Source organism: Marinobacter sp. bablab_jr003 (assembly GCF_016464245.1).
Taxonomy (GTDB): domain Bacteria; phylum Pseudomonadota; class Gammaproteobacteria; order Pseudomonadales; family Oleiphilaceae; genus Marinobacter; species Marinobacter vinifirmus.
Genome location: NZ_JADARC010000017.1, coordinates 1 through 17,802, shown reverse-complemented (window position 1 = coordinate 17,802; position 17,802 = coordinate 1). Strand labels below are relative to the sequence as shown.

Sequence of the window (17,802 nt, the reverse complement as noted above, 5' to 3'; positions counted from 1 at the left end):
TCTGGTTGTGAAAGAGCATGCAGGTTAGACTCGGACATGGCGTATCATTCCTCTGTTGGTTGTGATCTTGGCGGTGATCAACCAACAGGATACGCCACCCCTTCAGCCTGCTTCCATACACCAGAAATCACCATAACTCCTGCCATACCAGTAGTCCGGCATAATGACGACCGGCATACAGGGGCCGTGCGGACACAAGATTGGCCAGGCCTGTCGTTCCCGGCGGTACCGGCTGACCGTTATAGAAATATTCAACGGCCAGATTGAGCCCGTTGCGAAACGCCCAGTTCAGATCCGCGACTCCCTGCCAGTAACTGTCTCCCGCGCCTGGCTTGCTCCAGACGAGTTCTGTGCGCCAACCGGTGCCAGCCACGGAGCCACTGCCGCTGACACCCGCTTTGGTGACGTCGGCGAACTCGCCCATCATCACGCCGGCATCGACCCCGGCAACGAAGCGCTTGGCCCGTGCCGCCGTGCTGGCATTCTGGCCCCCGTGTTGCGGCGCATGCACGGCGCTTACCCGGCCCGTTGCACCCCAGGATCTGTCCCATAACAGCGCGTCCACGCCAATGCGCTCGTCCGGCTCCAGTTGGAGTGGGCTGACAGGATTGAGAATGTCCATGGGGTTCCAGATCAGGGCGGTTGACCAATTCACCTGCTGGCGACCAAATCGGAAATCACCGACCGGTGAGCGCCACTGTATCGTGCCACGATAGAGCTGATGGCGCGCCAACATATCTCCCGATTCATGGACGTCCCCCTGAAGATCCCAGTAGCGCGGATCAGGAGCATCCTTGAGCAGGGCAAACTCCGGGCTGTCCAGGAAACTGCCAGCCACCAGTTCCAGATCGTAGGCCGCATCCACAACCCAGTCCTCATATCGGTAACGGGGCTCAATACGCAGGCGGATCAGGTTCGAGAAGTAGGGATTGTCGTCAATCAACGAGCGCGAGCCAACGCTCAGGTTCTTGAGCGATCCCGAATAGCTGTACTCCGCCTCAGCGCCTGAAGCCAGCACCAGCCAGGCCATCGCGACCAGCATCAATGGAGATCGCCTAACCATGGCGGATGGCCTCCACCGGATCCAGTCGCGAGGCCCGCCAGGCCGGATACAGAGCCACCAGCACCGAACACAGGAACAACAGCAGGCTGGGAAGCCAGACATGATCGAAAATCAGCACCGGATAGATACGGTCAGTGATACCGGGGATGGCTTCCAGAGCGCCGCTGATCGAGGACAGATCAATGCCGGTAGTGCCAAGCCAGACAACAAGCAGTCCGCCAACCACCGTTCCTACCAGCATTCCCAGTATTGCCAGGAAAAACGCCTCAAACAGAATAGTCAGTTGCAGCTGCGACCCTCTGGTGCCCAGTGCCAGCATTACGCCCAGTTCCGGGGTACGCTCCATCACTGACATCACCATGGTGTTCATGACACCTATGGCGACCACAACAAAAACCACCGACAAGATGAGATAGAAATCCACCTGACTCATTTCCACCATCTGCACCACCACCGGAAGCAGGCTTTCCCAGCCCTGGGCCACCAGTCCGTCGTTGGTCAGAAGCGGCGACTGATTCAGGATTCGCGCCAGGCCGGCACTCTTCGCCCGATCTGAAAGCCTCAATACGATCCGTGAAACTTCACCTTTCAGCAGGCCACCCAGGCGGCGCGCGGCGTTGATATCGGTGAAGACATACTCGGTGTCGAACAGGTCACTGCCAGTGCGATAGATACCGCGGATGGCCTGGGCACTGGAGGCAAGATCTCCGCCAGCCTGCTGGACCGTAATGACCAGCTTGTCCCCCAGCCGGGCGCCCAGCTCCTCAGCCAGCTTCTGGCCAATGACAATGCCCGTCTCCCCGGATTGAACGTAAGTGCCCTGCTCCATGTACCCGGAAAGCTCGGTAACCGCCCTTTCCTGCTCCGGTGCAATACCCACCAGCTCCACCGGCAGGCTCTTCCCGGGGTTGGCCACCATGGCACGCAGCAATACCCTGGGCGCGGCCGCCTCAACCTCAGGATGCTCCTGCAATCGCTGTTGCAAGGTTCGATTGTCGGCAATACGTAAATCTGGCGACAGATCCACGTCGTGACCCTTTGCCATCACCTGCACATGCCCGCTGAGCTGCTGGGTCGAGTTCTGGATCATCTGCTCGAAGAAACCATCGGCGAAGGCGTACAGGAATAGATAGGCCGCCAGCCCGAATGCAGTGGCCGAGGCGGTAATCATCGACCGTCGCGGGTTTCGGAATACCGAACGGAGCGCCATTTGTGCAAAAATCAGCAGCCGATGATCAGACGTCACCTGCCAGTGGATCCGGCGGATACGGTTGATCATAGTTCGCCGTGCGCCCATCGCCTCCAGCGGGCTGTTGCGACCCGCGTTCCAGGCCGGGAGGGCGGCCGCCAGCAGGGCTACCGACACCACCACAATGCCAATCACAACCAGGCGCTGAGCTTCGATGGTGGGATAAACGATGCCACTGAGCCCCGGCATGGTATCCATGGCCTTGATGTAGGCGCTGAAATCCAGCCCATTGCTACTGAAATAGCCGGTCACCGACAACCCAAGTACCAACCCCAACAGGTAGCCGAGACCGGCCAGAACCGTTGTTTCGAGAAGCACCAGCCAGACGATGCGACTGCTGGGTGTGCCCAACGCCATCATTACACCGAATTCGCGGCCACGCTCCAGTACCGACATCAGAATGGTGTTAACGATACCGGCCGCCACCACCACAAACACCACGAAGATCACGATGTAGGCGACGGCGTCGTGAAAGGCAACCATCTGCACCAGCGATGGCATCAGCGCCGGCCAGCCCAGCACTTCCACGTTTCGATCGCGCAACTGATTCCCGACAGTACCGACCACCTCGTCGAGCCGGTCAGCATCCTGCACGCGGGCCGCGATCTCGGTAAACCGCCCCTGAAAGGCATACAGCGACTGAGCGGCCGCCAGGGGCATCTGGGCCACGAAGCCATCGATACGCTTGATGCCAGTCTCGAACACGCCCACCAGCTCGAACCGGTCGGCGCCAATGGAGCCGTCCGCCGCCTGTACCACCAGTACCAGCTCGTCGCCCGGAGAGACATCCAGGGCACTGGCTGCGTCGACGCCCACAAGGATCTCATTGCCGCCGGTCAGATAGCGGCCGCGAACAATCGACCGGTCAAGCCGGGTTACATGGGGTTCCGTCGCGCTGTCGACGCCCATCACCTGCAATGCCCGCGACTGGTCCGCACGGCTGGCCAGGGCATGGCCCGTTACCCGGGGAGTGGTCGCCGCCACACCGGTTACGGCCGACACATCCTCTGCGAGATTCCAGCGCTCGGCCAGGGCAATGTTCATCTCCCGGTCGTCGTGAAAGCCGCGCTGATGTACCTTCAGGTCGCCGGTCACATAGCCAGTCATGTTGTTGATCATCTGGGCGTTGATGCCATCGATGAATGCCCAGAGAAACACCAGTCCGCCGACACCGACGGCCACCGACAACAGTGTGATGGCGGTGCGCCGGCGATTAACCCGGAGATTGCCAAAAGCCAGCCGTAGCCACGCCATCACGGCCGTATTTCCTCACGCTCGACGCGGCCATCCCGGAGATGGATTACCCGCCGCGCGCGTTCCATCACCATCGGATCGTGGGTGGAGAAGACAAAGGTAATGCCATGCTCGGCATTGAGCCCACGCATCAAGTCCAGCAGCGCCCCGCCGGTCTTGGAATCGAGATTGGCCGTGGGCTCGTCGGCCAGGACAATGGCAGGCTTGCTGACAATCGCCCGCGCCACCGCGACACGCTGTTGCTGGCCGCCAGACAGTTCATGGGGCAGCCGCCGCTCCAGCCCTTGCAGACCGACCTCCACCAAAATACGCTGGGCCTCGGCGCGGCGCTCCCGGAACGGCACTCCCCGTAGCATCAACACGTACTCGACATTCTCCTGCGCCGACAGCACACCGATCAGGTTGTATTCCTGAAAGACAAAGCCAATCTTCCACAACCGCAGAAGGGTCCGCTTCTTTCGGCTAAGCCCGGTGATTTCCTCACCCGCCACCTGAATGCGCCCGCTATCCGGCTCGTCCAGGGCTCCAATCTGATTCAATAGCGTGGTTTTACCCGATCCAGACGGGCCCACCAAGGTTGTGAACTCCCCGGCCTCGATCGCGACCGACACCTCATCCAGGGCCTTGACGGCGATGGAATCCTGACGGTAAATTCGCGAGACTTTCTCCACATTGACGATGCTCATGCCGGCCCCTCACTGTGGGTTGCGCAGCCAGCGCAATGAAAACACCTCTTCATCGATCGGCAGGTCGAATTCAATAGAGTCAATCGTGATCACCGTAGTAGGCAAGCGAAACCGGGATCGAGTCCTCCCGAACATTGAATTCAAGACGGCTCCACACTACCGAGGCATCAGGTCGGGGCGTCGAGACAACACGATACACAGGCACCTCACCGGAATCGTCGGTTTCGACCAATTCGTGGGTGTAGTCCTCGACGAACGAGCTTTCCTTGACCAGGTCGTCGTTGCTGAAGTTGGAGCCCATCCATGGCTGGAGCATCATCGACGGTGGGATCTTGATGGTGCGATCAACTTTGGGCAAGTAATTCCACATGGCATCGCCGATGCGCAGCGAGCTGATGCGCCGAACAAAAGGATAACGCTGATCCAGACTCTCATTGACTACTCCCTTTTCTACTATGAGCTACGGATCACCTTTGCCTCTTCCCCGACAGCGGAACCGCCATCTGTTTTCCCAGGCGCTTTAACAACGATCACCAAGCCAACAATTGTGATTCCTATCCCGATCATCTCCAGTGATGTGAAAGTTTCGCCGAACAAAAGCATTCCGATAGCGAGACCGAAAACAGGCGTTAAAAAAGTAAACGAATTGAGGCTGTTCAAGGGCGCGCTGGCGAGCAAGGCATACCAGAGCACAACCATCATTGCCGTTGCCGGAATGGCCAGAACGAACATGGCCGTCGTAAATGACCAGGTCCAATCAATCTCGAAGCCCTCGCCCAGGCTCACGGATGCTATTCCCAGAAACACTGAGCCTATGACAAGCTGGATGCCCATTGACCAATAGATATCATCGCTGCCGGCCTGGTATTTAAGCAGCACATTTCCAATGGCGGTTCCGATGGCTCCACCAAGAACATAGACGGCCCCTGAAAATCTGGCGTTACCAAACTCCATCTCTGGCATCGCTAGCACCACAACACCAATAAAACCAATCAAAAGGCCCACAAACACACGCCCGGTCACCACCTCTCGAACGATAAAAAACGAAAGAACCGCCGCAAACAGTGGTTGCGCATTGGCCAGAACCGTTGCAAGCCCCGGTCCCAGCTTGCCAGCACCGAGAAACATCCCTCCAAGCCCCATACCCGTGTAACTGAGGCCAATTACGGCCAGCATTAGAAGCTGGCGAAGTGAATAACTGGGCCGACCGCCTTTTGTAAAAGCGAGCAGAATCAGACAGAGCCCTGCCAGCAATGCGCGTAAAGCGGCAAAAAGCAAAGGTGGCGCGTCCGGCAACCCCACCACAATAAAAGGAAAGCAGATCGCCCAAAGAAAGGCGACAAGAACCATCCCAGCGACTGCACGTATCGAAAGTGATTGGTTCACCAACGGCTCCTTTATCTACCCATCAAATGAGTAGAGCTTTTGTTCAAGCTTGCCGCCCCAATCCGCGCAATCGAGGCAAAAACCTGGGAGTGTTGTCTGCATAGTGTCTCCAGGCTTCCCCGAACGTTTCTTCGGCTTCCCGTTCCTCACTGATCGATAACCGGGCATACATCCAGAGCAAAACCGGAAACATCGCCAGAGTTATAAGTGTTGGCCACTGCATAAGGAAGCCAAACATAATCAAGACAAAGCCGACATACTGAGGATGCCGAACATACGAATAGAGCCCCGTCGTAGCCAGCTTTCGCTCTTTTTGCGCCGCGTACAGGGTTCGCCATCCGGCGGCAATCAAGTAAAAACCTCCACCAATAAACACCGTACTCAACAAGTGGAAGGGGCCGAAATGGGGAGAGCCCTGCCAACCAAAGAGCATTTCAAGCAAGTGCCCGCTATCGTGGGCAAGCCAATTCACATCGGGGTATTGGGTCTGAAGCCAACCGGATAAGAAATAGAGTGTCAGCGGGAACCCATACATCTCAGTGAATAATGCTACGAGAAACGCGCTGAACGCGCCGAAGGATCGCCAGTCTCGCTGGGTCTGTGGCTTAAAAAAACTGAAAGCGAAGAAAATAAAGATCACCGAGTTAAGAACCACCAGCCCCCAAAGGCCGTAGTCGGACGAAGCATCAGTCATCGCGTTGGCCTCCGTTTTTGCCTTCTGGTTGATCGTGGTGGTTGTGGCCACCGTGACTCCCATGCCCTCCGTGCATAAACATATGAATAAACGGGCATGCAAGAAGGATTAACCACGGCAGAGCACCCAGAAGGTGAACCTTATGTTCGCCCCAGAGTAAAACCAAAGCGATAACCGCAAAAATTGCCAACGTAATCTTAAAACGCTTATCCATATAGAATCCCTTTGGGAAAAGCTTATCAGTGGGGCTTACTGGCTAGTAAGCCTCAAGCGATATTTGGTGACCTATCCCGTCCAAAGAAACGTCATCGATAATTTCCAGAGAGCCCGGATCAAGCACCCAGAGCCTGGCTTCGGCCCGACTGGTGATTAATAGGCTGCCATCGACGGGAGAGACCGCCAGGTGGTAAGGGGCCGGCGCCAGAGGCATGCTGTCGCGGGTTCCGCTGGCCAGCTCGATACGGACAACTTGGTTGCCGCCCTCGCTGGTCGCATAAAGTATCTGGCCATCTGTGCTTAGTCCCACGCCGTGGGGTTGCGGCCCAACATCGTATCTTGCCAGCACCTCACCTCTGGAAAGCCCAAGGACAGCGACTTCCCCCGAGGCCCCGTCATTCACATACACCCTCTCGTTGTCAGGGGAAAGCACCATGTGCTCAGGCCCACCGCCGACGCGAAGATTACGCTTGACGAACCAGTGCCGAGTATCCACTTCGCTGACGGTCCCGTTACCAGTATTGCTGACCAGTAAAGACTGACCGTCATCGGTCGCCACTACGTAGTTTGGCGCCGGGCCCGTGGCCAGGGTTTCAACGAGCTGTCCGGACTCCAGGTCAACCACACTGATCCCACCGCCCATAGGATGAGTGGAGACAGCGAATCGACCGTCAGGGGTCACCAGCACATGGTGCACGGGCCCTGGCACCTCTACAGTGCGAGTAATCGCGCTCTTGGCGGTATCCACAACGTAGATCCGGCCGGTATTGGCGTCTTCCGGAGCCGCGGTAGCTTCACCACCGTGGTGGGCCGCGTGCTCGTCCTCCGTCACGCCCTCCGGGCGACTGATCGGCTCTTCGCTGTCGTGCGCGGTCAGACTGCCAGCAACCAGATAGTGACCATCCGGAGTCAGGGCCGAGCCATGGGTGTTGATTGTCCCCATAATCGACGGCATTACCTGACGACTTCTCAGATCAATAATGCCAACAGAATCAGCTGTCCCCATGGGTACAAACGCTCGACGGCCATCTGCAATTGCAATAGTCGATAAACCTATCAAAGCGGTGATCGCGAATCCGGTAAACCACCCTTTTTTTGATCTATATTTCATAGTTCTGCCGCCTGAATCATCGTGTAGTACCAGTCTGCTACCTATCGGGAGAGTCTAAGATGGGTAGAGAGAGCCAACTTACCTAGCGATAGCTCAACACGCGGAACTGAAACAGACCTGAAAACAGATCTGAAGCATGAATCTATTTGACGTAGATCACACATGGGAGATAGGTTTTTTTGAATTTCAAGTATGCGATTACAATCAGTGAAACTCTCGACCAACGGACTCCTGATGCCCGAACCTATCCACAAAAACCAACGATTAGCCGACAGTCGAGCCTACAAGCTCAATCGCCATTGCTACTGCATCACTCTCGACCGTAAAGCGCTCAACAAGAGCCTCAGAAGCATTCTTATCGATGCTGGAAGTGGACCGTCAGAGTTCGCCGAGTTCGACCAGCTTTTTTCAAACACACCGATTTTTGTTCCCAGATCCGACATAGCTGCGATGGAAAGGATCGTCCAAGCGATCGAATCGGCCACCGAACTTCCGTCGTTTCGTGAACGAGTTCTGTCCTGGGCACCCAAAATCGCACAGTTCAATCCGGGCCCCATTGGGGCATTCATGGGTTACGACTTTCACCTGGGTCCCGACGGCCCCCGGCTGATAGAGATCAACACCAATGCCGGAGGTGCCTTCCTGAACGTTGTGCTGGCGAGAGCCCAGCATCGCTGCTGTAACCCATCTCAACAGACCGCAGTAACCCGTAGCGAGCTCGACGGATTCGAGGATGCAGTGTTGACGATGTTCAAACAGGAGTGGCAAAGGCAGCATGCCACTTCGGAACCCAACTGCCTGGCGATAGTTGATGATGCCCCGAAGACCCAGTTTATGTTTCCCGAATTCCAGTTGGCCCAACAACTTTTCCAGACCAAAGGAATTGAGGCGTTGATACTCGATCCCTCAGAGCTTGTGTATGCCGATGGGCGACTGACAGCCCGTGGTAAGCCCATTTGTATGGTTTACAACAGGCTGGTGGACTTTTCACTGGACGCCACGGCTCATGCGGCATTAAGACGTGCGTATCTGGACGGCGCCGTGGTTGTAACTCCCAACCCCCGAGCTCATGCCATTCTGGCCGATAAGCGAAACCTGACCTTGTTGTCAGCCCCGCAGACTCTACTCGACTGGGGACTGAGCTTAGCGGATGCGGGCTGCCTGGAAGACGCCGTGCCGAAGACCCGGCTGGTTTCGAGTGAAGATGCTGCGGCGTTGTGGAGCGCTCGGCGCCAATTGTTTTTTAAGCCGGTTGCAGGTCACGGCAGCAAGGGTGTCTACCGGGGCGACAAGATGACCCGGCGTGTTTTCGAAAACATTCTGGATGGCGGCTATATCGCACAAGATCTCGTCCCCGCTGGAGAACGAACTCTACGAATTGACGATGCGGTGACCACCAGAAAGGTCGACATTCGCCTGTATACCTACGCCGGCAAAAGTCTGCTGGTTGCCGCGAGGATATATCAGGGCCAGACAACCAACTTTCGCACGCCAGGAGGCGGGTTTGCACCGGTCTTCCAAGTGTGACTATTCACACTACGGGCAGATACTGCCAGGTGATGTTCATGCTTGATCTGCTCCTGTCCATGGCTCAGCAGCCCGATGTTGCTTACAACCTTCTCTGGGTGCTACCAGGGGCTCATGATGCAGCGCCTTCAACAGGCCGGCAGTCATAGCAACAATAACCAGTGAGAACGGCAAAGCCGCAAGTATGACCGCATCCTGAAGGACGGCAATCCCTCCAGCCACCAGCAGCACAGCTGTCAGCACCCCATTGGCAATGGCCCAACCGGCTCTTGACGCTTTCGGAGGCTCAAGTTTTCCTCCCGACAAAATGATATTGACGACCAATGCGCCCGAGTCCGCAGACGTTATAAAGTAGATGCCGATGAGGAGGGGGTAAAGCCCTCTGGAGCAAAAGGGTTACCCTGGAAGTGCATGATCGGCTCGGCAATGCTCCAGAACAGGAGTCCTACCCCGGTTCCAGCCGCAAACAGCATCGCCAACCAGGGAAAAAGCCGATATTCGGGTTGCTCATAATCTTTACCAAGACGGACGTTCTTATAGCGGCCCAGTCCCAACCACAATACAAATGCCGTCAGAAACGCAACCAGTGCCACATACCACCAGCGCAGCAGACCATCGACGGACGAAGAAACGTAAGCGAGCGCATACGCAAACTCAGACTGCCAGATCAGCGCGCCAGCGAGGGTCAAACCAATGGCCCCAATGCTAAATAGTGGCGGCAAAGAGCAGCTCCTCGACCGGGACCCCAAAAACCCTGAACCCGCTGATCGCTTCGTTGTTCCAGTAAAGATCAACAAAGTTTGGGTGTGACCAGTTCATCGCACTGAAAAAAACGAAATAAAACAGCGAAAATATTGCGGCACCTTTTATCGCACCATCGAGAAGATCGACTCGACAAATAACAGTGCTGATGGCCCCAGCCAAGAGCCCCATAGAGGCGGTATATATTGAGTTGAGACTGGTGGTCAGTTCCAGGAAGGCAAACACTAAAACCGGGGAGCTCAGAGCCAACGCATGAAACCGATGCATCCTCCCCAGTTTATAGTCACTCGGTATTGACTTTGCTTTCGTGGTCGATCCGAGCTCATAAAGCGTACTGGCCAAGCCACCCACGGCGAAAGAGAACAGAATACTCTCGACATCAAAGCCGTAGTTTTCCCCCAATCCGAACAACGTTGGAGGGCTCCAGTATTCCGGGTAAAAAAACGGGCTCCGTTAACCCCAGGGGAGCGGTACCAAGACTCATTGTCAGCATTTTCTTCTTGTTGCGGGTAAAGACGAAAACCACACTCCACAGAAGCACCAACAACACGCTCCAGATCAAATAGGTATAGAGCATCGGCATAAAAAACCATCCTGGCTCAGTGTTTATTCACAAGATTGCGGGGGGCACCCTCGATGAAGCCAACAATGTTTTCGCCAGTGGTCTTGAGGATTCTTTCGACAGCCTCTTTCGTATTGAACGCACTGTGGGGGGTGACGATGACGTTTCTCATGTGCTGAAGAACATGGTTGGCAAACAGCGTTTCCAGATCATGTTCCTTGTCAAAAAAAGAGCGGATCAATTCCACCTCTTCCCTGATGGAGGGCTCATCCGGCAGTACATCAAGACCGGCAGCCGACACCTTCCCATCCGCCAGCGCGTGCAGCAAAGCCTGGGTATCAACAATGGAGCCGCGAGCGGTATTAATCAGGACAACCCCGCGCTTCATCCGGGCGAACTCCCTGTCCGACAGAAGATGCTTGGCCGATTTGCTGCCAGGAACGTGCAGCGTCACAACATCGGACTGCTCAAGAAGACCATCCAAATCGACGTAAGACACGTTATATCGGTCCGCGAATACGTAATCCGGCTTGGGATCGCAGGCAAGAACGTTCAGACGAAACCCTTGCGCGATTTCCACAACACGCTTACCGATAGCACCGGTACCGATCACTCCAAGGGTTTTGCCTTGCAGATCGAATCCCTGCAGGCCTTTCTGCGAAAAATCCCCCTTGCGAGTGCGATTGGTCGCCTCTGGAATCTTGTGGCTAATGGCAAGGAGCAGCGCAAAAACATGCTCCGCTACCGTCTGGTCACCGTAGACGGGCACATTGCTGACTGGAATCGCATTTCTGGTGCAATACTCCAAATCGATATGGTCGTATCCGGTCGAGCGGGTAGCAATGAACTTCAGATGCTCAAAACAGTCAAGGACCGAGTGGTCCAGGACCGAATGAACGAAAGGGGAGATGATATCGGCGTCCCTGTATAGCCCAACGTTGGCTGTTCCGAGTTCCTCGTCCGTGAAAACAACCTCATGATTGCAGCAGGCCTGCTGCAGAATATCGCACTCCCACTTCTCTGCCTCAAAGAACACAATTTTCATTAGTTTTCCCTGGCCAAACTGATTTTTACTCCGACCTCAGCACTGAGCGCCACAGGATAGGACTTCCAGTGAGAGGTCATCGATATGGTCGTTTCGCGCCTAGACTTTCTCTCGACGCAAACGCAGGGAGTTCATTACCACCGACAATGAGGACGCGCTCATTGCAAAAGCGGCAAAGATAGGTCCTATCAGGATGCCAAAGAATGGGTAGAGCACACCAGCAGCCACCGGCACACCCGCACCGTTGTAGACCAAGGCAAAAAACAGGTTCTGCTTGATATTTCGCATCGTCGCCTGGGACAACCGTCTGGCGCGGACAATGCCATCGAGGTTACCCTTAACCAAGGTAAAGCCCGCGCTCTCAATGGCGACATCCGCGCCGGTTCCCATCGCAATGCCAACATCGGCCTGGGCCAGGGCGGGTGCGTCATTTACGCCGTCCCCCGCCATCGCTACCTTGCGCCCCTGGCTCTGAAGCTCGCGAATGATGCTGGCCTTGTCCTCTGGCAGCACATCGGCACGAATCTCATCGATACCGAGTTTACCCGCCACCGCCTTTGCCGTGCGCTCATTGTCGCCAGTTGCCATAATTATGCGGAAGCCAGCGGCGTGGAGGGCCTTGAGCGCAGCGGGTGTCGTTTCCTTGACCGGGTCGGCTACGCTGACAAGGCCTGCAACGGCGCCGTTAAGCACCACAAACATGACCGTTTCGCCTTCATCGCGTCTGCTATTGGCAACCTCCATCAGATGGCCACCGTCCAAGCCCAGCTCTTCCAGTAGTTTGGCATTGCCCAAAGCCACTGGCTTGCCATCCACAACACCCTTGACCCCCTTGCCTGTAACGGCTTCAAAGTCATCGGCCTTTCCAAGCATCACGTTACGTGCCTCGGCGCCTGAAACGATGGCTTCAGCGAGCGGATGCTCTGACCCTTTCTCCAGTGTGGCCGCAAGCCTGAGGACCTCGGTCTCGTCATGACCCGATTCCGGCAGCACCGCCACTAGTCTGGGCTTGCCTTCCGTCAAGGTACCGGTTTTATCCACAATCAAGGTATCCACCTTGGCAAAACGCTCCAGCGCTTCGGCGTTCTTAATCAGCACACCTAACTGGGCACCGCGCCCCGTAGCCGTCATGATCGACATAGGCGTAGCCAACCCCAATGCGCAAGGGCAAGCGATGATAAGCACCGCAACCGCAGACACGAGCGCATACGACAAAGCTGGCGCCGGTCCCCAGATGGCCCACGCCACAAAGGACAGGGCCGCCACGGCAATAACCGCTGGTACGAACTTGCCGGCCACCATATCGGCAAACTTCTGGATAGGCGCGCGGCTGCGCTGGGCATTGGCAACCATCTCGACGATTTGACTGAGCGTAGTATCCGCGCCAACCCGGGTCGCCTCCATAACAAGGCTTCCGGTACCGTTGATGGTGGCCCCGGTTACTTTGTCTCCCTCCACTTTCTCTACCGGAACCGGCTCCCCGGAAATCATTGATTCATCGATGGATGAGCGGCCTTCAACAACCACGCCATCCACCGGCACCTTGTCACCGGGGCGCACCCGCAAATGATCACCGACCTTCACATCCTCCAGAGCAACCTCTGTTTCGGTTCCATCGGGCCGGATCAGGCGCGCCGTTTTGGCGGCCATATCCAGCAACGCACGTATGGCTTTACCGGTGCCCTCACGGGCCCTCAGCTCCATCACCTGGCCCAGCAGGACCAGTGTGACGATAACGGCTGCCGCCTCAAAATAAACGCCAACGTTACCCTCGGAGTCCCGGAAGCCTTCCGGGAAGATCCCTGGCACAAGGACCGCTACGATGCTGAAGATATAGGCCGCCCCAACTCCCATGCCGATCAGGCTGAACATATTCAGGTTCATTGTCCGAAACGAGATGTAACCGCGAGCAAAGAAGGGCCAGCCGGACCATAGGATTACAGGAGTAGCAAGCACCAGTTCAATCCAGAGTGACAAACGCTCACCGAAGAAGTCGCGAACCGCCATGACACCGATAAAGGGAGTCATGGTCAAAATCAGCAAGGGCACTGAAAATGCCAGGGCAACCCAGAGCCGATGAGAAAAGTCCACCAACTCCGGGTTGGGCCCCTCATCGTCAACGGCGGCGGACTCCGTTTCCAGCCCCATGCCACAGATAGGACAGGCGCCGGGCTTGGTCTGGCGCACCTGAGGGTGCATGGGACAGGTGTAGACCACACCCGAATATCCAGGCGGCACGCGATCATATTTCCGGTCATCGCCTGACGGTTTTTCATGCTCTCCGGAACACTGGTGCGAATGACCGGAATGATGGTGCGAATGACCGGAATGATGGTGCGAATGACCGGAATGGGAGCTCGTTCCGGCCTGCTCCATAGGCACAAGGTGCATTCCGCATTTGGGGCAGTCTCCCGGCTCGTCGGATACCACCTCCGGATGCATCGGGCAGGTATACTTCCCCCCTGCTTCTCCGGCTACAGTATTCTCGTCATTCTCGTCACGAGCGCTATTATGTTTTGCAGACATCGTCCGTTCATCCTTTCGTTTGTTCCAGGCCAGCCACACAGTGTTCGACCTGGCTCCCGGTAATGGAATTGCCGCATGATGGTTTATCATCTCACTACACCAGACTGAACTGAACCTGAAAAGCACTTCTGCGCTTTGCATTTTTTTGATCACCATCAACTTTTCGGTAAAGCCATTGCCCTGAGGTACACGTCAAACCGGACTTTCAGCTGAAATTCAGTCTTTGCCTATACTCTGTTCACCTAAAAAATATCACGGTTCGTTCGCTCCTCTTCAGAAACTGGGAGATACAAAAGATGGTCGGTCAGAGAATTATTCGTGTCGCGGTCAATGGTTATGGCGTTATCGGCAAGCGGGTAGCACAAGCCGTTGCGGTACAAAAAGACATGGTCATAGCAGGTGTAGCTGATGTCGCGCAGGACTGGCGAGTGAGGGCCGCGCTGAGTAGAGGATATGCCCTGTACGGCGCGACTGAAGAGCACGCCGTTGCTATGGGCGCAGCCGGGCTCGATGTTTCCGGCTCTCTAGATGACTTACTTGGAGCCGCGGATATCGTGGTGGACTGCACACCGAAACACCTGGCCAGCAAGAATATCGAAACCTACCGGCGGCTTGGCATCAAGTACATCGTTCATGGCGGCGAGAAACATCAAAGCACGGGCCATTCATTCGTTGCCGAGGCCAACTACGCCAGCGCTGTCGGCCGTGACTGCACGCGCGTCGTATCGTGCAACACGACGTCGATCATTCGTACCCTGTCAGCGCTCAAACGCCACGGCTTGCTGGACCGGGCACGGGGAACCCTTCTGCGCCGGGCCACCGATCCCTGGGAGAGCCACCAGGGCGGGATCATGAATACCGTCGTGCCAGAGCCGGAGATTCCCAGTCACCAGGGCCCGGACGCCCAAAGTGTCGACCCGGACCTGGATGTGGTAACCATGGCGGTCAAGGTTCCGGAGACACTGGCCCACCTGCACTACTGGTCCGTTCAACTGACACGTGAGGCGAGCAAGGACGAAGTGCTCGATGCGTTCCGCACCTCCTCCCGCATTATTTTCCTCCGGAACAGCGACGGGCTAAGCGCGATCAACAGCGTCAAGGAGTTGATGGCCGACCTTGGCCGACCTCACGACAGCCTGTATGAAGTCGCGCTTTGGGAAGACATGCTCAAAGTGCAGGGCAATGAGCTGTTTTATGCCTATATGGTCGACAACCAGGCGATTGTTGTTCCGGAAACCATCGATGCCATACGCGCACTGACCGGGGCCGAACCCGATGCGGAAACGTCGATCAGAGACACCAACGACAGCCTGGGTATCGGCTCTTTGGGGTTATAGATATGGACGGCAACCCCGGCGACGTCGCCTGTGAACCCGAGGGCGGGGCCGTGAAGGGTGTGTTCAGGCTGTTCGGTGAGGGAGACGAACTCTATGCGGAGATGATTCGCTCGGTCCGTGCTGCCACCCAGCGTATCTTTCTTGCTTCGTATATCCTCGCGGCGGACGAGGTGGGGACTGAACTGCTTGATGAACTGATGAAGCAGTCCCGCCACGGCCTCGACGTGCGCATTCACGTTGATGCGCTGGGCTCAAGCAGCGTTCTTACCCGAAAGCACCGACGCCAGCTCAGAGCCGCCGGCATCCGTCTTCAGCGCTTTCACCGCTGGAGTTGGCGGCAACCGATGCGTTACAACCGTCGCGACCATCGCAAGCTGCTGGTCATTGACGGCAAAACAGCGTACCTCGGCGGCTTCAACATTCATCGCGAAGGCTCGAGGCGCTATTACGGCCCAAAGCGTTGGCGCGACGTGCATGTGTGCTTCGAGGGGCCTCTGGCGGCGGAGGCTGACGCTCTGTTTGACGCCTTCTGGTGCGGTCACCCTGACTGGAGCCCACAGAGTCATACCATCGGTGACAGCCGGATCACTCCCAATACCACACGCGCCTGCCGCATCCAGCTGCGGTGCTCCATCAAAGACCAACTGGCCGGAGCATCCGACAAAATCTGGCTGGCGACGCCCTATTTCGTACCGGACCGGGGATTACGCAAACAACTTGCTCTCGCGGCCCGCCGGGGAGTCGATGTGCGGATCCTGACCACCGAAAAGACCGACTCGACCCCCGCACAATGGGCTGCCCGCGCCATTTACGGGGAACTGCTGGAACACGGCGTTCGCATATTCGAGTACACACCCCGGCTATTGCATTCCAAAGTACTGCTCGTTGACGATGCCTGGGGCAGCATAGGGACCGCGAACTTCGACTACAGAAGTTTGTTTATTAACTATGAACTGACGCTGATTTCCACAAACGAAGCCTTGAATGGCCAGTTAAGAAACGAGTTCGTAACTGATTTGCTGGATGCCAGTGAAATCACTGGCATCGCCTGGAAACACCGCGGCTTCATGAAAGGCGTGTATGACACGCTTGGCCTGTTGCTACGCAAGTGGCTTTGAACGGGCCCTTGATGCCAATGCCCGACTCCCTCAGAACCCATAGCGCGCCCCGAGATACAGGTTATTGTTACCCTGAAACTGACCGAAGAAGGTTTCCTCCCGCGCGCCGAAAAACAGGTTTCCGCCGGCTTCAACAGAGAGATGGTCATCAACCTGATAGCCCACCCGGGGGCGCAGGTACGCGTCCCGGTCCGAGGGCGAGTAGAACAGGAACAACGACCACTCCAGATTCTGGCTGTGTGTCAGCCATGTCAGCCGCTGGGTGAGGACGTGGCGATTCTCGTCCCGCACCGGGGCACCAGGGGGCAAGGCCCGCCGGTAGGCCTCAAACTCGCCCATGCGCTCAAGGTAGTATTGCAGGCCCAGGGTCAGGTTACGGGCAATTTCCTGCTCATAGCCGAGCAGCAGGCGCAGCTCGCTGTTGCGTACTGTGGGATCGTCGCCATCGCGGTCTGCGCGGGAATCGTAATAGCCCAGCTCGACGTTGCCGATGCCGGCCCCCACCGGCCCGCGCAGGCTGGCGCCGAGCACCGACAGCGGAGGAAACCTGGCCCGACCGCTGGCCGGATCAGCCCCGGCCGGGCTCTTCCAGAAGCCGTCGTAGCCGTAGAGCGCGACCTCGTAGGCGCCAAGGTTACGGTACAGCCGGGCGGCCCACTCGTCGTCTTCGAACGCGTCCGCCGGGCGGCCCGCCAGTACAACCGCATTGCGCCCGGTCAGCCGCCCTTGCCCTGTGTTGAAGAAAGAGAGACGGCGACCGTCGATGAAGCGATCCGCGTCAAACCGGGGGGTGTAGACAAGGTCAAGATTGGCCCAGCTGGAAAAAGCCGAAACCTTCAGCGCGTCCGAGGGCGCCTTGAGGTACTCCACATCGCGGCCGATAAAAAACGAAACCCAGTCCTTGGGAAACAGATCGTTGATGAACACCAGGTCGCCGGTTCCCCAGGTTAGTATCTGGCGCCCCAGCGTGATTGAACGATTCATTCATAGCATGATTGACCTGTATGTCGGGCGGCTAGCTGAATCGGTTGCCGCCCGGATTGTTTTAGTGTGAGAATCAGCACGGTGATCACCAACGCTTTACTTTTCCCCGTAAAGACTGTTGTAAATCGATCCTCGCGCTCTATCGCTACAATGTCGCCTTATCAGCGCCTGAGGAGCCACTTTTTGACAGGATCGCCTGCACTATCGAATGGGCATCACATTTGTTGGCCTGCAGCAGCCCCGATGTATCCAGGGTGCCACCATGGTTTTCATAGCCAAACG

17 protein-coding genes are annotated in these 17,802 nt (G+C 56.8%); 3 read left to right on the top strand and 14 right to left on the bottom strand.

Translation table 11 applies throughout. The features are described from left to right. Nucleotides 1-127: 127 nt before the first annotated feature. The 8 genes from H3Z84_RS00955 to H3Z84_RS00920 all read right to left on the bottom strand — a co-directional run bounded on the left by H3Z84_RS00955 (nucleotide 128) and on the right by H3Z84_RS00920 (nucleotide 7,659). Nucleotides 128-1,063: a hypothetical protein gene (locus H3Z84_RS00955; protein ID WP_199455932.1), complete on the bottom strand. Its 936-nt coding sequence runs from the start codon at nucleotides 1,061-1,063 to the stop codon at nucleotides 128-130. After that, on the bottom strand, nucleotides 1,056-3,566 hold the full coding sequence (locus H3Z84_RS00950) for an ABC transporter permease (protein ID WP_199455931.1): 2,511 nt from the start codon (nucleotides 3,564-3,566) through the stop codon (nucleotides 1,056-1,058). The genes H3Z84_RS00955 and H3Z84_RS00950 overlap by 8 nt, the downstream gene beginning before the upstream one ends. Then, a complete protein-coding gene (locus tag H3Z84_RS00945; RefSeq protein ID WP_228285675.1) occupies nucleotides 3,566-4,252 on the bottom strand; it encodes an ABC transporter ATP-binding protein in 687 nt (228 codons plus the stop codon). The genes H3Z84_RS00950 and H3Z84_RS00945 overlap by 1 nt, the downstream gene beginning before the upstream one ends. Before the next feature lie 79 nt (nucleotides 4,253-4,331). Beyond that, complete coding sequence (locus tag H3Z84_RS00940; RefSeq protein ID WP_199455930.1) at nucleotides 4,332-4,622, bottom strand: outer membrane lipoprotein-sorting protein; 291 nt, start codon at nucleotides 4,620-4,622, stop codon at nucleotides 4,332-4,334. An 83-nt stretch (nucleotides 4,623-4,705) separates the two neighbouring features. After that, complete coding sequence (locus H3Z84_RS00935) at nucleotides 4,706-5,638, bottom strand: DMT family transporter (RefSeq protein WP_289102531.1); 933 nt, start codon at nucleotides 5,636-5,638, stop codon at nucleotides 4,706-4,708. 43 nt (nucleotides 5,639-5,681) lie between these two features. Next, the gene (locus H3Z84_RS00930; RefSeq protein WP_199455928.1) at nucleotides 5,682-6,332 is read right to left on the bottom strand and encodes a methyltransferase family protein; all 651 of its coding nucleotides are present in this window, start codon (nucleotides 6,330-6,332) and stop codon (nucleotides 5,682-5,684) included. Continuing rightward, entirely contained in the window at nucleotides 6,325-6,546 is a 222-nt protein-coding gene (locus H3Z84_RS00925) for a DUF2933 domain-containing protein (RefSeq protein WP_076657107.1), read from the bottom strand. Before H3Z84_RS00925 ends, H3Z84_RS00930 begins: the two co-directional genes overlap by 8 nt. Nucleotides 6,547-6,588: 42 nt before the next feature. After that, nucleotides 6,589-7,659: a YncE family protein gene (locus H3Z84_RS00920; RefSeq protein WP_058091977.1), complete on the bottom strand. Its 1,071-nt coding sequence runs from the start codon at nucleotides 7,657-7,659 to the stop codon at nucleotides 6,589-6,591. A 234-nt stretch (nucleotides 7,660-7,893) separates the two neighbouring features. On the opposite strand from H3Z84_RS00920, the gene H3Z84_RS00915 reads away from it, so the two are divergent. Then, entirely contained in the window at nucleotides 7,894-9,186 is a 1,293-nt protein-coding gene (locus tag H3Z84_RS00915; RefSeq protein ID WP_199455927.1) for a hypothetical protein, read from the top strand. 36 nt (nucleotides 9,187-9,222) lie between these two features. Here the strand turns inward: H3Z84_RS00915 and H3Z84_RS16995 are convergent, their stop codons facing one another. From H3Z84_RS16995 to H3Z84_RS00895, 5 genes are all read right to left on the bottom strand, one after another. Further along, nucleotides 9,223-9,510 (bottom strand): BCCT family transporter, encoded by a 288-nt coding sequence (locus H3Z84_RS16995; protein WP_228285674.1) that lies wholly within the window; start codon nucleotides 9,508-9,510, stop codon nucleotides 9,223-9,225. A 20-nt stretch (nucleotides 9,511-9,530) separates the two neighbouring features. Continuing rightward, nucleotides 9,531-9,908, bottom strand: a complete 378-nt coding sequence (locus H3Z84_RS16990) for a BCCT family transporter (RefSeq protein WP_228285673.1) — start codon at nucleotides 9,906-9,908, stop codon at nucleotides 9,531-9,533. Then, nucleotides 9,892-10,350, bottom strand: coding sequence for a lycopene cyclase domain-containing protein (locus H3Z84_RS00905; protein ID WP_199455926.1), 459 nt, complete (start codon nucleotides 10,348-10,350; stop codon nucleotides 9,892-9,894). The genes H3Z84_RS16990 and H3Z84_RS00905 overlap by 17 nt, the downstream gene beginning before the upstream one ends. A gap of 197 nt (nucleotides 10,351-10,547) precedes the next feature. After that, entirely contained in the window at nucleotides 10,548-11,555 is a 1,008-nt protein-coding gene (locus tag H3Z84_RS00900) for a hydroxyacid dehydrogenase (RefSeq protein ID WP_199455925.1), read from the bottom strand. 99 nt (nucleotides 11,556-11,654) lie between these two features. After that, nucleotides 11,655-14,081, bottom strand: coding sequence for a copper-transporting P-type ATPase (locus H3Z84_RS00895; RefSeq protein WP_228285672.1), 2,427 nt, complete (start codon nucleotides 14,079-14,081; stop codon nucleotides 11,655-11,657). A gap of 296 nt (nucleotides 14,082-14,377) precedes the next feature. Between H3Z84_RS00895 and H3Z84_RS00890 the strand changes: the two genes are divergently transcribed. Together H3Z84_RS00890 and H3Z84_RS00885 are read left to right on the top strand one after the other, a co-directional pair. Further along, entirely contained in the window at nucleotides 14,378-15,418 is a 1,041-nt protein-coding gene (locus H3Z84_RS00890; RefSeq protein WP_199455924.1) for a type II glyceraldehyde-3-phosphate dehydrogenase, read from the top strand. Nucleotides 15,419-15,420: 2 nt separating this feature from the next. After that, nucleotides 15,421-16,536 (top strand): phospholipase D-like domain-containing protein, encoded by a 1,116-nt coding sequence (locus H3Z84_RS00885; RefSeq protein WP_199455923.1) that lies wholly within the window; start codon nucleotides 15,421-15,423, stop codon nucleotides 16,534-16,536. Nucleotides 16,537-16,566: 30 nt separating this feature from the next. Here the strand turns inward: H3Z84_RS00885 and H3Z84_RS00880 are convergent, their stop codons facing one another. Then, nucleotides 16,567-17,520 carry a hypothetical protein gene (locus H3Z84_RS00880; protein ID WP_197492715.1) on the bottom strand — a complete coding sequence of 318 codons (954 nt, stop codon included), beginning with the start codon at nucleotides 17,518-17,520 and terminating at the stop codon, nucleotides 16,567-16,569. Nucleotides 17,521-17,802 lie beyond the last annotated feature (282 nt).